The sequence below is a fragment of the Geomicrobium sp. JCM 19038 genome, assembly GCF_000698125.1.
Lineage (GTDB): Bacteria > Bacillota > Bacilli > Bacillales > Marinococcaceae > Geomicrobium_A.
The window spans coordinates 303250-317493 of record NZ_BAXA01000001.1 but is presented as its reverse complement, the minus strand read 5'-3'; the positions used below and the strand labels follow the sequence as shown (position 1 = coordinate 317493).

The 14244-nt window shown below is 42.9% G+C and carries 14 protein-coding genes and 1 pseudogene; all 15 read right to left on the bottom strand.

All coding sequences use genetic code 11. The features are described 5' to 3' along the window. Positions 1-30 precede the first annotated feature (30 nt). The 15 genes and pseudogenes from trpA to JCM19038_RS01670 all read right to left on the bottom strand — a co-directional run bounded on the left by trpA (position 31) and on the right by JCM19038_RS01670 (position 14224). Positions 31-831, bottom strand: coding sequence for a tryptophan synthase subunit alpha (gene trpA, locus JCM19038_RS01740; RefSeq protein WP_238554240.1), 801 nt, complete (start codon positions 829-831; stop codon positions 31-33). Further along, a pseudogene (trpB, locus tag JCM19038_RS01735) lies at positions 828-2021 on the bottom strand (tryptophan synthase subunit beta). The gene trpA and the pseudogene trpB overlap by 4 nt, the downstream one beginning before the upstream one ends. After that, positions 1996-3420 carry an indole-3-glycerol phosphate synthase TrpC gene (trpC, locus tag JCM19038_RS22570; protein WP_193745015.1) on the bottom strand — a complete coding sequence of 475 codons (1425 nt, stop codon included), beginning with the start codon at positions 3418-3420 and terminating at the stop codon, positions 1996-1998. The pseudogene trpB and the gene trpC overlap by 26 nt, the downstream one beginning before the upstream one ends. Next, positions 3413-4432: an anthranilate phosphoribosyltransferase gene (trpD, locus tag JCM19038_RS01725; RefSeq protein WP_042413843.1), complete on the bottom strand. Its 1020-nt coding sequence runs from the start codon at positions 4430-4432 to the stop codon at positions 3413-3415. Before trpD ends, trpC begins: the two co-directional genes overlap by 8 nt. After that, positions 4425-5921, bottom strand: coding sequence for an anthranilate synthase component I (gene trpE / locus JCM19038_RS01720; protein WP_042413839.1), 1497 nt, complete (start codon positions 5919-5921; stop codon positions 4425-4427). The genes trpD and trpE overlap by 8 nt, the downstream gene beginning before the upstream one ends. Positions 5922-6167: 246 nt before the next feature. Further along, on the bottom strand, positions 6168-6539 hold the full coding sequence (gene aroH / locus JCM19038_RS01715; RefSeq protein ID WP_042414300.1) for a chorismate mutase: 372 nt from the start codon (positions 6537-6539) through the stop codon (positions 6168-6170). Further along, the gene (gene aroB, locus JCM19038_RS01710; RefSeq protein ID WP_042413836.1) at positions 6539-7618 is read right to left on the bottom strand and encodes a 3-dehydroquinate synthase; all 1080 of its coding nucleotides are present in this window, start codon (positions 7616-7618) and stop codon (positions 6539-6541) included. Before aroB ends, aroH begins: the two co-directional genes overlap by 1 nt. Further along, entirely contained in the window at positions 7618-8790 is a 1173-nt protein-coding gene (gene aroC, locus JCM19038_RS01705; RefSeq protein WP_042359181.1) for a chorismate synthase, read from the bottom strand. Before aroC ends, aroB begins: the two co-directional genes overlap by 1 nt. A gap of 71 nt (positions 8791-8861) precedes the next feature. Further along, positions 8862-9650 carry a protein-glutamate O-methyltransferase CheR gene (locus tag JCM19038_RS01700; protein WP_042413833.1) on the bottom strand — a complete coding sequence of 263 codons (789 nt, stop codon included), beginning with the start codon at positions 9648-9650 and terminating at the stop codon, positions 8862-8864. A gap of 53 nt (positions 9651-9703) precedes the next feature. Further along, positions 9704-10105 carry a nucleoside-diphosphate kinase gene (ndk, locus tag JCM19038_RS01695; RefSeq protein ID WP_042413831.1) on the bottom strand — a complete coding sequence of 134 codons (402 nt, stop codon included), beginning with the start codon at positions 10103-10105 and terminating at the stop codon, positions 9704-9706. 92 nt (positions 10106-10197) lie between these two features. Beyond that, positions 10198-11169 (bottom strand): heptaprenyl diphosphate synthase component II, encoded by a 972-nt coding sequence (gene hepT / locus JCM19038_RS01690; protein WP_042359253.1) that lies wholly within the window; start codon positions 11167-11169, stop codon positions 10198-10200. Positions 11170-11185: 16 nt separating this feature from the next. Continuing rightward, positions 11186-12043 carry a menaquinone biosynthesis protein gene (locus JCM19038_RS01685; protein ID WP_042413828.1) on the bottom strand — a complete coding sequence of 286 codons (858 nt, stop codon included), beginning with the start codon at positions 12041-12043 and terminating at the stop codon, positions 11186-11188. Continuing rightward, positions 12040-12642 (bottom strand): UbiX family flavin prenyltransferase, encoded by a 603-nt coding sequence (locus JCM19038_RS01680; RefSeq protein ID WP_042413825.1) that lies wholly within the window; start codon positions 12640-12642, stop codon positions 12040-12042. Before JCM19038_RS01680 ends, JCM19038_RS01685 begins: the two co-directional genes overlap by 4 nt. Further along, on the bottom strand, positions 12639-13502 hold the full coding sequence (locus tag JCM19038_RS01675) for a UbiA-like polyprenyltransferase (RefSeq protein WP_042413824.1): 864 nt from the start codon (positions 13500-13502) through the stop codon (positions 12639-12641). Before JCM19038_RS01675 ends, JCM19038_RS01680 begins: the two co-directional genes overlap by 4 nt. Next, entirely contained in the window at positions 13499-14224 is a 726-nt protein-coding gene (locus tag JCM19038_RS01670; RefSeq protein ID WP_042359175.1) for a demethylmenaquinone methyltransferase, read from the bottom strand. The genes JCM19038_RS01675 and JCM19038_RS01670 overlap by 4 nt, the downstream gene beginning before the upstream one ends. Positions 14225-14244 lie beyond the last annotated feature (20 nt).

Genomic DNA, 14244 nt, shown 5'->3' with positions numbered 1-14244 from the left:
AATTCTCCTCACTTTTGTATTTGTTCTATTTTACGATGAAACGAGCGATTGAACAAATGTTTTTATTTGTAAAAGCGCTTTTGATCGTTGATGAGGATCACGTAACATCGTTTCATATTTTTCAATTTCCTTAACAATTCTCGAACCGACAACCGCTCCGTACCCTTGTGTATGCAAGCGAGCGACATGTTCTCGTTTAGAAACACCAAATCCAACTGCAAGGGGCACGCTACTTGACTCACTTGCAGCCGTAATAAACGTATCTAGCCTAGAATCGAACTCTTCTCGTACTCCCGTGACTCCTAAGCTCGAAACACAGTACAAAAAGCCTTGCGCTTCTTTAGCGATCCGTTTGACACGTTCATTCGATGTTGGAGCGACGAGTGAAATCAAGACATTGCCATATTCATTGCACGTTTTCTTCATTTCATCATTTTCTTCATATGGAAGGTCAGGGACGAGCCAACCGTCGACCCCTGCCTCACTCGCGGCTTTCACTGCGTCGTGCAGGCCATACTTTAAAATTGGATTAACGTAACAAAACAATACGATTGGGATCTGGATTCCCGCTGCTCGGATTTGCCGTACTGTATCGATGACCGTCTGCAACGACGTGCCTTCTTGTAAGGAACGATTTGCAGCCGCTTGAATGACAGGACCGTCCGCTAATGGATCTGAATACGGTACACCTAATTCGAGAATATGGGCACCTGACTCTTCAAGCACTCGGGCGAGATCAATCGTCACTTCAATTGTAGGGTCACCTGCAACGATATAGGGGATAAACAATTGGTCGTTGTTTTTCGCTGCTGCCTCAACTCGGTTCATCATGACTCTCCCCCTTTATCATCACTCAATACGCTACGAATCGTATCAACGTCTTTGTCTCCACGACTGATAAACAAATAAGAACAGATTGATCACGATTCATCGTACTCGCTTTCTTCAACGCTAGCGCAACAGCGTGCGCACTTTCAATAGCGGGTAAGATTCCCTCAGTTTGTGTTAACTTCACTAACGCATCAATCGCTTCAGCATCGGTAATCGCTTCGTAATGTACCCGCTCTTCATCTTTCAAGTAAGCGTGCTCAGGACCGATGCCTGGATAATCTAAGCCGGCAGAGATGGAATACGGTTCTATAATTTGACCGTGTTCATCTTGAATCAAATACGTTAACGACCCATGGATGACCCCACGATCGCCTTTTGATAGTGTTGCCGCATGTTCAGGCGTTTCAATTCCTTTTCCTCCAGCTTCAGCACCATACAACTGAACAGTCGGTTCATCAAGAAAACTTGTAAACATACCAATTGCATTGCTACCTCCACCGACACACGCAACAACTGCATCTGGTAATTGTTCCATTTGTCGTTTCGCTTCGTCACCAATTACCCGTTGAAATTCTCGAACCATGTAAGGATACGGGTGTGGTCCAACGACCGAGCCGATTAAATACATCGTGTCATCAACGTGAGACACCCAATAGCGAATCGCTTCATTCGTCGCATCTTTTAGCGTCTTTGATCCACTTGTTGCCGGAACGACTTCTGCTCCAAGCAATTCCATACGAAAGACATTAAGCTTTTGGCGCTCCATGTCTTTCTCACCCATAAAAATCTTGCACTCAAGGCCATATTTCGCAGCAACAGTTGCTGTAGCCACACCGTGCTGACCTGCTCCAGTTTCTGCGACGATCTTTGTTTTGCCCATTCGCTTTGCGAGTAGCGCTTGTCCGATGGCATTGTTAATTTTGTGCGCACCAGTGTGGAGCAAATCTTCACGCTTCAAATAAATCTTCGCGCCTCCAACTGTTTCTGAAAGTCGTTTCGCATACGTTAGAGGCGTTTCTCGTCCTGCATATTCTCTTAAAACCTCTTCATATTCTGCTAAAAAAGCGTCATCTACAAGCGCTTCTTTAAGACCTGCTTCTAGTTCTTCAAGAGCTGCCATCACTGTTTCTGGAACATACTTCCCCCCGAAGGCCGTATCTTCCTTTATGATCCGGATAAGACTGTTGCATAATCTCCCACCTGCCTCATGATGCTTTTCATTTTACTATCGTCTTTTTTACCTTCAGTTTCAATACCACTCGACACGTCGATGCCATCTGGTTGCATTTCTAGCAATTGTGGTACGTTGTGTTCATGAACACCACCTGCGATATACAGTGGTACATTTAATTGTTTTGCAAAGTGAATATACGTGGGTGCCTTTTTCCAATCAAACGTTTGCCCAGTACCACCTCGCTCGGTTTTCGTGCCTGCATCTACGATAAAACCATCAACAACAGGCGCATACGCACTCATTAAATCAAGTGTATTCCGATCGTGACGAAGTGCTTTTACGACGTGTTTCTCAGTTTTTTTCTGAATGTCTTTAATGAAACTTACAGTTTCTTCACCGTGAAATTGCAAAACATCAAAATCAACCGTCTCAAGTAGCTCATGCACGTCTTCCTCTATAGGGTTCACAAGCACTGCGAACGTTTCACAAAAGGCGTAAGGGCCGTCTTTCATCCATTCAGCAACGTCCATCGCTCGCACTTGACGTTTACTGTTTGCAAACACAAACCCTAATCCATTTGCACCGGACAAATAAGCATTTTTCACATCTTCACTCGATCGTAACCCGCAATATTTAACGTAAGTTGCATGGATGGCACCTTCTTTTAATTGAGGGATTGTCTCTGTTGGTGAACCGTTCGTGACGAGATGCTCACCGACTAACATTGCATCTGCACCTGCTTGAACAACTTGCTCTACATCTTGCTTTTTATGAATACCACTCTCACTAACAACGAAACAGTCTTTCGGAATATGCTTAACTAACTGCTCTGTTACGCTCAGTGATGTTTGAAATGTCTTCAAATCACGGTTGTTAACGCCAAGTAAACGAGGACTGCTATAGGCCAACACGTCCTCTAGCTCTTCCAAATTATGAACCTCAACTAAAACGTCAAGCCCGAGGTCATTTGCAATTTTCGTATACGCTTCAATTTGTTTGCCGTCTAAGACCGCTGCAATTAATAAAATCGCATCGGCCCCAATCGAAGCACTTTCAAAGATTTGCCGCTCATCGATGATGAAGTCTTTTCGAAGAACAGGGATGTTTGTGACCGCTTTTACGACTTGTAAGTCTTGATTTGTTCCTTTAAAAAAAGGCGTTTCTGTTAATACCGATATTGTATCTGCCCCACCTGATTCATACAGCTTTGCTTGAGACAAAATGTCCATTCCTAATGCTAAATCACCTTTGGAAGGAGACGCACGTTTTATTTCAGCAATTAAACCGACACCCGTCTGTTCCTTACCGTCTTTTAACGCTTGATAAAATCCACGTGTCAGCTTTTCTTGCCGTTCAAATTGTGCGGGTAGCGTTTTTATCAGTTCACGTTTCTTTGCGATAATTTGTTCAAGCATGTGCTTTCTCCTCCTCACGTAATTGTTGTAATTGAGCGAGTGCTGATTTACTATTTATCGCTTCATTTGCAATCGATACACCTTCTTGTATGCTTTTCGCTTCACCCGTTACGTAAAGTCCTGCAGCCATATTCAAAACGAGAATGTCGTGTGCTCCGGTTGTTGACTTGCCGTTAAAGATGCTTTGAATGATCTGTGCACTATCATCGATTGTTTTTGCTTCAATCGCTTCTAAAGATGCACGCTTCAACCCGAACATTTCAGGTGTTACAGTATAAGACGTAATGTTCCCCTCATTTAACTCAGTGACATAGGTAGCACCTGTGATCGTCATTTCGTCCATACCGTCTTCACCAGTTACAAACAATGCCCGTTTCGTACCGAGTCGCTTTAGTACGTGAGCCATTTTCTTTCCATATTCAGCGTCCCACACACCGACAACTTGATAGTTTGCACGTGCTGGATTCGTTAACGGACCTAATACATTAAATACGGTACGAAACCCGAGGTTTTTACGGATCGGCGCAACATGTTTCATCGCCGTATGAAATAAAGGTGCGAACAAAAATACGAGCTGTTGTGATGAAAGGGTGTGTTTTGCGTCACTAGGATCATTCACAATCGGGACGTTTAATTTCTCAAGCACATCCGCACTGCCGCTTTTCGATGAGACGAAGCGGTTGCCGTGTTTGGCTACTTGAATGCCACACGAACTAAGTCCAATGGCAGCCGCAGTAGAAATGTTAAACGTAGAATGTCCATCTCCACCCGTCCCACACGTATCAAGGACGTTGTGTGTTCCTAAATCTACGTGCTTGCTTAAATCTCTCATTGCTTTTGCAAACCCTGTTAATTCTTCAACCGTTTCACCACGTAAACGCATCATCGTGAGTAAGCTGGCGACTTGAGTCGGCTCTGCTTCTCCACCCATCACCTCTTGCATCACGTCTTCAGCTTCCTGTTCTGATAACGTTTCGCCTTCAATCATTTTATTGAGCATACGTTTAATCACCAGTGATCGCCCCTTTTTCCAACATCGTCTCCGCAGTTTGAATCGCGCTGAATAAAGCTGATGCTTTGTTAATTGACTCTTCATATTCCTCTTCAGGAATTGAATCAGCAACGACACCGGCACCCGCTTGGACAGTTGCCACTCCCTCTTCAAAAACAACCGTTCGAATCGCAATGCAAGAATCGATTTCTTCGTTGTAACTCATGTACAAGATTCCACCGGCGTATAGTCCTCGATTCGTGGGCTCTAACTCATTTAAAATCTCCATTGCCCTTACTTTCGGAGCACCAGACAACGTTCCAGCAGGATAGCCTGCAATGAGTGCTTCCATCGGATGAATGTCGTTACGTAACTTCCCTTTGACAATTGAAACTAAGTGCATGACGTGAGAGTACATTCCGACTTCCATCATCTTCGGCACGTGGACACTACCATATTGAGCGACACGTCCGACATCATTTCGAGCGAGGTCAATCAACATTTGATGTTCGGCACGCTCTTTCTCAGAATTAAGCATTTCTACTTTTAAGGCATCGTCTTCACTATCTGTTGAGCCTCGTTTTCTCGTTCCTGCAATCGGATGGATTTCTACTCCTTCTGCGCTTACTCCGACTAACTTCTCCGGTGAACTACCGACCACGGTCTTAGTACCAAGACGGATAAAAAATAGATACGGAGAAGGATTCATCTGACGCAACACACGGTAAACGAGAAATGGTGAAATGTCGGTTTCATATTGGAACCTTTGTGAAATCACCGCTTGAAACACGTCTCCTGCAACGATGTAATCTTTCACTTTGTTAACAGCTGTTAGAAACTGCTCTTTCTCGAAGTTTGAAGAAATGGTTGACCAATTCGGTTTCACGCGTACGGGAAAATCAGGTTGGAAATCCGCTTTCTTCGGCTCACTCAGCTGTTTAACTAAACGTTCGATATACTCATTCGCTTCATCATATCGACCTTCTAGTGAATCGGAGTTCTCGCAATCCACGTAATGTACGATCATTAATTCCGCGGTTTTATGATCATACGCTAGAAGTGTTTGACAAAATAAAAAGTGAATCGGTTCATTTGCATCTGCTCGTTTTGTTGTTTTCTCAAAATGGCCAATGCTGTCGTAAGGCAAAACGCCAACTGCACCGCCCGGGAAGGGTAAGTTCGTATTTGTTGCTGGTGAAGGGTTTAAATAACGGAAAACATCTTTCCATACAGAAACAAAGTCGTCGCTACTCGAAATGACTTCACCATTACTTTGGAAATAAAACTGCTCTTCTTTTTCGATTAGCTCGTAATTGACGTTTAATCCGACAAAGGAGTAGCGTGACCATTTCGATGTTTCTGCATTGCTTTCAAGAAGAAAAACCGCTTCTTCTTGCAATCTTTGAAAGATTTGGATAGGAGTAGTTGTGTCTGCGAACATTCGCTTCACAACAGGGACGAGACGATAACGGTCACATTCTTCTAGAAAATCCGCTAACGTACTATTCATTTGGCTGCACCTCTCTTAGAGAAGTGACGGAGGGGTTTGAAAAAAACAAGAGGGGAAAAAAGAAAAAGCTCATCCAATCAAATCGACGGATGAGCAGCATTTAATCATCATCTACCTCTGCTCTACTCAACTAAACTCCGCTCAACTCTTCTCGGCTCTTTGATCAAACATTATGCGTCTCTACGCATTCTCAACTAAAACTCAATCTAAACTTAGTACCTAGCGTATGTGTTTCAAACATTTTTGTCAATCTTTTTGTGCTAAATCAGGGCGAAGTTGAATCGCTTCATTATGAAACACGTGAACGATCTCACTTGCAGGAACGTCCGTATTCACGGTCATCATAATGCGGATGCAACGCTTTAACCCACTCGGGACGGGAATTTCAGTCGCACACATAACCGGTACATACGTCCACTCTTCACCTTCAAGCATACGTGTTGCTTTTGCTGGAAACGCTGCATTGATCTCTTCGGTAACTGTAAACCAAATGTGAGCAACATCGCTTGGCAACACCTTATTTTCAGTCACCATTTCTTCTAGACACTTTCTCGTCTCTTCCCAAATGCTCTCTGCATCATTTTCCTTTACGGTCGTAGCCCCGCGAATTCCTCTCATCACGAAAAATGCTCCCCTTTGAATTGGTTTAAGTAGGTTTCAAACTCTTCTTTCGCTAACAAAATGACACTCGGTTTTTGAGGTTCTACCAAGATCACGTCGGCAATTTGAGAATCTGTATTTTTCTTATCGGTTAACATCGATTCAATCATGAGCCTCACGTCCATCGTTTGCAAGGGCAAAAATGAGTACCCTAGCTTTTGCAACTGATCCAACTCATCGTCCACATGAATTGGCAGTGATGGATGAAGACGTTTTGACAAGTACAATGAAAAAACCATACCATTTACGACTGCTTCACCGTGTGTTAAAGCGCCGTATCCACTCACCTGTTCGAGAGCATGAGCAATGGTGTGACCAAAGTTCAAATACGCCCGTACGCCTTTTTCACGCTCATCAGCTTCAACAATCTTCGCCTTTACAGCAATGCTTTGACGAAGCATACTTGCTGTGATGTTCGTAACACCTGTGCCTTGCACATGATCAAGTAGTTCTTGATCCCCGATATAACCATGCTTTAATACTTCACCAAAGCCTGATAACCACTCTCGCTGCGGTAACGAATCAAGTAATGACAAATCATAAATAACAGCATCTGGCTGATGGAATGCACCGATCAAATTCTTCCCGAGAGGATGATTGATCCCTGTTTTGCCACCAACACTGCTGTCGTGTGCTAAAAGCGTTGTAGGCATTTGCACAAATGAAATTCCACGCATATACGTACTCGCTAGAAAACCAGCAAGATCACCAACTACTCCCCCACCGAGCGCAATGACTACGCTACTTCGATCTAATTTCGCTTCAAGCATGGCAGTCATTGCTTGACTATACATCTCGAGACTTTTAGAAGCTTCTCCAGAAGGAATCACAAATGTTCCGACAATCTGATGTACCGTAAGGTTTCTTTTTAATTGATCGAGATATAAGGGAGCGACCGTCGTGTCAGTAATGACAAACAGTCGCTTTTTCTTTGACCCATAAATACGCTTAAAAATCATTTCAGCTTTTTGCAAAAGCTGTTCTCCAAGAAAAATTGGATAGCTTTGGTGCGTCGTCTTTACCGTGAGCGTTTCCATTAGAAACGGCTCGCTTCTTCAATGTGTGCATCTATTTGCTCTTTCAAGCGATCAAACCGGTCGGCACTAAACATTTCTAATAGACTGTTTGCTAATTCAAATGCCACGACATTTTCGCAAACGACCGCTGCTGCTGGAACTGCACAACTATCTGAACGCTCAATTGACGCTTCAAACGTTTCTTTAGAGTCGATATCGACACTTTTTAATGGTTTGTAAAGTGTTGGAATTGGTTTCATCACACCGTTAATCACAATCGGCATCCCCGTCGTCATTCCACCTTCAAAACCACCGAGACGATTCGTCGAACGCTTATAGCCTTCATCCTCATTCCAGTAAATCTCATCGTGCACTTGACTACCTGGTAAGTTGGCTGCTTCAAAACCGATCCCTACTTCGACTCCTTTAAACGCGTTAATGCTCATTACAGCTCCGGCAATTTTGCCATCAAGCTTGCGATCGTAATGAACATGACTACCAACACCTTGTGGCATACCCGTTGCAACAACTTGTACAACACCGCCGATCGAATCACCATTTTTCTTCGCTTCATCAATCGCTGTCTTCATTTGTTCAGAAGCTTCTTCATCAATGCAACGAACTGCTGAAGCTTCTGCACGCTCGATGAGTTCATCAATGGATTGATACGTTCCGCTTGCCTTCACACCACCGATGTTTACAACATGAACGCCAACCGTAATGCCAAGCTCTTTAAGAAGCTTCTTAGCAACACTACCAACCGCCACGCGCATCGTTGTCTCACGAGCTGAAGAACGCTCAAGAATGTTTCTCATATCACGATGATTGTATTTAATGGCACCGTTTAAATCAGCATGCCCAGGTCTTGGGCGCGTAATCGTTTTCGTTTGCACACGGTGCTCATCTTCTGCTTTTAAAGGTTCTGCACTCATCACTTGTTCCCAATGGACGTAATCGTCATTTGTGACGGTGAGTGCAATTGGAGCTCCTGTTGTCATGCCGTGACGCACACCGCTTGTGATCGTTACTAAATCCTTTTCAATCTTCATTCTTCTTCCACGACCATGTCCGCCCTGACGTCGTTTTAATTCAACGTTAATGTCTTCTTGTGTTAGCGGCAAGTGTGCTGGTACACCTTCAATAATCGTTGTCAATCCAGGTCCGTGTGACTCTCCAGCAGTTAAAAAGCGCATTTTCCTACCCCCGTTACGTTCGCACATTCTTTTTCTTTAATGCTTTTATGTATTAAATTATAGCATAGCGATTATTTCTCGTGAAGTGGTGTTTTCCGATAGATAAATGAACCGTATGTTTCTAATCCATAACGCTCTGGTGAAAAAATCTGTTCTGTACTACCAACAAACAAAAATCCTCCGTCTGTTAACGATGACACAAAACGTTTTAGAATGCGCTCTTTCGCCTCTTCAGTGAAATAGATCAAGACATTTCGGCAAGTGATTAAGTGTACGCCCTTTATGTACGCATCATTTAGAAGATCGTGCTTTGAAAACGTAATCGACGTACGATAACGGTCTTTGACCGTATAATTGCGCCCCTCATTATTAAAATACTCTGTCACTTCATGGGGCAACAGCTCGCGTAGCGATTTAGACTCATAGGTCGCACGTTTTGCTTTTAATAAAACGAACTCATCAATATCTGTTGCTATGATCTTTATATCTCTTTTAGGTTGGTCACTGAAAAGTGTACGTAACGTGTACGCTTCTTCACCAGTAGAACAGGCTGCACTCCAAATCGTTAACGCTTCGTTTCGAGCTATTAATTCAGGCAATACAAGGCGGTGAAGATCCATCCAGCGTTCGCGATTTCGGTAAAATTCAGATACGTTAATAGTGATCCGATCAATGAAACGTTTCTCCATCTCACCGTCCACAATTAATCCTAACGTAAAGAAATCCTCATACGATAAAAACCCATACCGCTCATAAAATGAACGAGTTCTTCTCATCATTTGTTTTTGTTTGTACAAAGACAAATCAATTCCGTACTTATGATGTACACGTTTTACAAAGACGTTGTAATCTTCATGCATGAAGGTCTCCTTATAGTAAAAACCGGCCAACGTTAATTGACCGGCTTACTTCTTTATTTACCGAAGAATAGTGAAATCTCACGCTCAGCGCTCTCAGGAGAGTCAGAACCGTGAATTACGTTTTGACCAAGGTTTGTTGCGAAGTCTCCGCGAATTGTTCCTGGAGCTGCATCTTTCGGGTTTGTTGAACCCATCATCGTACGAGCGTTAGAGATCACGTTCTCGCCTTCCCAGATCATTGCGAATGCAGGACCAGAAGTGATGAAGTCAACAAGCTCACCGAAGAAAGGCTTGTCGCTATGCTCACCGTAATGAGCTTCAGCAGTTTCTTTTGGGATTGTCATTAGTTTTGCTTCTTTAAGCGTGTAACCACGCGCTTCAAAACGGCTTACAATTTCTCCGATTAACTGACGCTTTACGCCGTCAGGTTTTACCATAATAAATGATTGTTCCATGTACAGTGCACTCCTCTATTGTTCGATCTCGTAAAAGTCGGGTAAACTACCCGCATTATAGTATATCATCTCTTTAAAAGAGTTTAAACCTATTAAAAATGTCTTGTCCCGATATACGTCGCAATTTCAGACAATGATTTCACCGCTGGAATTTGTGGTAACGTATCAAGCGTTTCATAAGCCTTCTTTAAATAGCGTTCACTAAGTGCTTTTGAATACTCAATCCCGCCACTCTCTTTAATCAATTGAAGAAGTTCAGTGAGTTCTTCTTGATTAGGAAGCTCTCCTTGGAACGCTAATTCAATCTTCGCTTTGATCTCTGGATTATGATGCATTGCGTACAATGCTGGTAACGTCACGTTTCCTTGTAGAAGATCGCCGCCTGCAGGCTTCCCTAATTCTTCTTCTGTCCCTGTAAAGTCAAGAACATCATCAATAATTTGATACGCCATGCCTACTTGATAGCCGTAGCGATAGAGCGCACGTTGTTCTTCGCGACTTGCACCAACTGCCATGGCTCCAAGTTCGCAGCTGCCTGCAATAAGCAATGCCGTTTTCCGCTTAATACGTCTAAAGTACGTTTTAATGTCTTGGTCCCAAACGTATTGATAACGAATTTGTTCAATTTCTCCGATGACCATTTCATGAATAACTTTAGACATCGCTTGATGAATTCGCTCATCATCGAAAAACGTCGCACTTTCAACTGCTTTCGCAAATATGTAGTCTCCTGTATACATCGCTACGCGGTTATCGTACTTCGCTTTAACCGTCTCTTGTCCGCGGCGAAGTTCTGCATCATCAATCACATCATCATGCACGAGAGAAGCCATATGAATGAGCTCAAGTGATACACCGATGTGCTTTAAGCGATGAATATCATAGTCTCCGAACTTCCCAGCTAAAAGAACAAATACGGGTCGAATTCGTTTACCGCCTGCTTGTAAAAGTTGTAACGTTGCATCCTTTAGAACAGGGTGGGCATTGGAAACCGCAGTTGCCATCTCTTGTTCGATTTTATGAATGTCAGCACGTAAATACATATATAGGTCTGCTAGTTTCATGACCATCTAGTCCCCTTCAAGTAATAGAGTGAATGCCGGTTTTAATGTCCCATACATTCAAATGATCGATTTTTTGATCTAAAAAGCCTTCTTCGTGCAGCAATTGGTAAAAGTAAAGCAATCCTCGTTGGTCTTCTTCTAAGAAGTGATAACGTAAATTTGTAAAATATTGCTGCCAAAAACGTTCTGTTCCACCGTAATCGTTTGTCACCGTTTTTGCAAGCTCAGCATAATGATCGTTTTCATTCTTATGTTGGCTTTCTTTCCATTCGGTATAGAGTTCATGCATACCACTTGGGTCGTCTAGTAATTTCTCTTTACGCATTGCAAACACGGCAAACGTCATCGGCCAGTCCGTAAATGCTGTCCAACGTTCTGCTAAATCATAAACATAAAACGAATCCCCGTGGTGACGCTTCGCCTCAATTGCATCATCACCAATTAATAGACACGCATCAAAAGAAGCCATCATGTCGCCAAACACCGGTGGTACCGTTTCATATCGAACATTTTCATGTTTATAAAAACGTTTTAATAACAATTTCAAAAGATTAATCGACGTCGCTGAACTATGTGTTAACGCCACATCACACTCGTTTAATTGTTCAATTGGCTTCTTTGAAAATAGAAAGATTGAACGGACTTCACCTTTTGCAGAAACTGCGAGATTCGGCATTAACACATATTGCTCGTGGTTTTTTGCATAACTAAACGATGAAATGGCACCGACGTCAATCTCACCTTTGGCCATTGCATCATTTAATTTCGCTGGGATGCTTGGAATGAAAGACACTTGATGTTCTAGTTTTTCACGATTTAAATGATAGAAAAACGGGTGTACGTTCGTATAGAGAATCTCACCAACTGTAATCATGACATTTCTCCCCATCTTTTAAATAGTTCATGTTCTACATTCAAACGATCAAGAACTTTACCAACGACGAAATTAATCAAATCATCCATCGATTGTGGCTGATGATAAAACCCAGGCATCGCAGGAATAATCGCTGCTCCTAAATCGGAAAGTCGCTTCATATTCTCTAAATGAATGCTATGAAGCGGTGTTTCTCTTGGTACGATGAGTAGAGGTCTTCCTTCTTTCAACGTGACATCTGCTGAACGTTCCAAGAGAGATCCGGAATTCCCGTGTGCCATTTTTGATAGCGTTCCCATTGAACACGGAACAACGATCATGCCGTCATGCTTGTATGATCCACTTGCAATCGGAGCAGAGAAATCTTGTTTTCCGTGAACGTGTAAATCTCCAGACGGAAATAACTTTTTCAAGCAAGCCTCTTTATCTGAAATATCAAGGCCAACTTCTTGGTCAAACACTTGCCAAGCTGCACTTGACATAAGAAAATGAATTCGATGTCCTTCATTTAACAACGTCTGGACGAGGCGAATTCCGTAAACGGCTCCGCTTGCTCCTGTCATTGCGACTGCAAACGTGCGCTGATCTTTGTTCGTCATAACATAAAATCTCCAATCGTAAAGGCGAGCATGAGCATGCTAATAATGCCATTCATCGTAAAGAACGCGACATTCACCTTCGATAAATCGTTATGAGACACTAAACTATGCTCATAGATCATAATTCCAGCACAAATCATTGCGCCGAGGAAGAAGATCCATCCAAGTGGCGATGTTAATGATAAGAGAACGAGTGCAATGATACTAATTACGTGACTCCCTCTTGCAATCATTAATGCTTTTTTGATTCCAAAACGAGCGGGTACAGAATGCAATCCGTTTTTGCGATCATAGTCCGCATCTTGTGTCGCATAAATAATATCAAACCCTGCAGTCCAAAACATCACAACTAAGAACAAAAGAATTGCAACCGGACTAATCGTTCCTGTTGCACCGACCCAACCTCCAAGAGGAGCCAGTGCAATTGTCATTCCGAGAATAAAGTGACATGCCCACGTAAACCGCTTCGTATAGGAATACAAGACAAGAAAGAAAACAGCAAGTGGCAGTAAATACACCGCGAGAATATTTAACTGGAACGCTGCGATAAAGAGCATCGCAAACGAAACGACGATAAATATAGTCACTTCAGTATACGAAAGTAACCCTGCCGGTATCGCCCTGTCCTTCGTTCTTGGATTGCGTTTGTCAATGACCGCATCAATAACACGATTCAAGCTCATTGCTGCACTTCTTGCACCGACCATCGCTACTGTAATCCAAATCCATTGCCACAGTGTAGGCCAAGCCCCGTTTTCAACGAAACTTCCTAAAATCGCTCCTAAAAAGGCAAAAGGAAGTGCGAAAACAGTATGTTCAAACTTGATCATCTCAAGAATAACTTTAAGTTTCCTCATCATACAGTTTCCCCTTGTTCTGACGGTTTAAAACCCCAGTGTCCGGCTGCTGCACCACCAGCATAGCTTTTAAAGTTCACATCAATAAACCCTTCGTTTAAAAACCATGTAGAAAGGACATCTTTCTTTGGAAACGTTGTCGTAGAATCATGCAACCACTGATATTCCTCTTTACTCTTTGCAAAAAATTTACCAAGTCGTGGCATCACTTGCTTAAAGTAGACCGAATAAAACGGACGGAACAATGGATTTTCCGGGTGAGATGTCTCTAGACAGACGACTTGTCCTCCTGGTTTTAAAACACGGTACATCTCTTGAATCGCAACCTGAGGATCCGGTACGTTTCTTAATCCAAATCCAATCGTCACAACGTGAAAGGAATTGTCCTCAAACGGTAACTCCATTGCATTTCCATGAACGAGTTCCACGTTCTCTAAACCGTGGGTTTTCACTTTTTCTTTTCCGACCTCTAACATGTTTTTGCTAAAGTCAAGACCCGTGACTTGCCCTTTCCCTTCCAGGTCCTCTGAAATTGCGATTGTCCAATCAGCTGTTCCGCAACAAACGTCCAACACTTTGCCTTCTACCGGAATTGACATCTTTCCCATAATATCTTTACGCCAAGATTTGTGCATGTTTAAACTAATAACACCATTCATCTTGTCGTATTGTGTTGAAATCGACTCAAACACTTCGTGAACGTGTTTTTCTTTCGCATTCACCACGTAGGTTTCCCCTTCCCTTT

Bases quoted from the DNA above. Each gene is read 5' to 3' on its own strand.
- trpA (WP_238554240.1), bottom strand. From the start codon at position 831: ATGATGAACCGAGTTGAGGCAGCAGCGAAAAACAACGACCAATTGTTT.
- trpC (WP_193745015.1), bottom strand. From the start codon at position 3,420: ATGCTTGAACAAATTATCGCAAAGAAACGTGAACTGATAAAAACGCTA.
- trpE (WP_042413839.1), bottom strand. From the start codon at position 5,921: ATGAATAGTACGTTAGCGGATTTTCTAGAAGAATGTGACCGTTATCGT.
- aroH (WP_042414300.1), bottom strand. From the start codon at position 6,539: ATGAGAGGAATTCGCGGGGCTACGACCGTAAAGGAAAATGATGCAGAG.
- aroB (WP_042413836.1), bottom strand. From the start codon at position 7,618: ATGGAAACGCTCACGGTAAAGACGACGCACCAAAGCTATCCAATTTTT.
- aroC (WP_042359181.1), bottom strand. From the start codon at position 8,790: ATGCGCTTTTTAACTGCTGGAGAGTCACACGGACCTGGATTGACAACG.
- JCM19038_RS01700 (WP_042413833.1), bottom strand. From the start codon at position 9,650: ATGCATGAAGATTACAACGTCTTTGTAAAACGTGTACATCATAAGTAC.
- ndk (WP_042413831.1), bottom strand. From the start codon at position 10,105: ATGGAACAATCATTTATTATGGTAAAACCTGACGGCGTAAAGCGTCAG.
- hepT (WP_042359253.1), bottom strand. From the start codon at position 11,169: ATGAAACTAGCAGACCTATATATGTATTTACGTGCTGACATTCATAAA.
- JCM19038_RS01685 (WP_042413828.1), bottom strand. From the start codon at position 12,043: ATGATTACAGTTGGTGAGATTCTCTATACGAACGTACACCCGTTTTTC.
- JCM19038_RS01680 (WP_042413825.1), bottom strand. From the start codon at position 12,642: ATGACGAACAAAGATCAGCGCACGTTTGCAGTCGCAATGACAGGAGCA.
- JCM19038_RS01675 (WP_042413824.1), bottom strand. From the start codon at position 13,502: ATGATGAGGAAACTTAAAGTTATTCTTGAGATGATCAAGTTTGAACAT.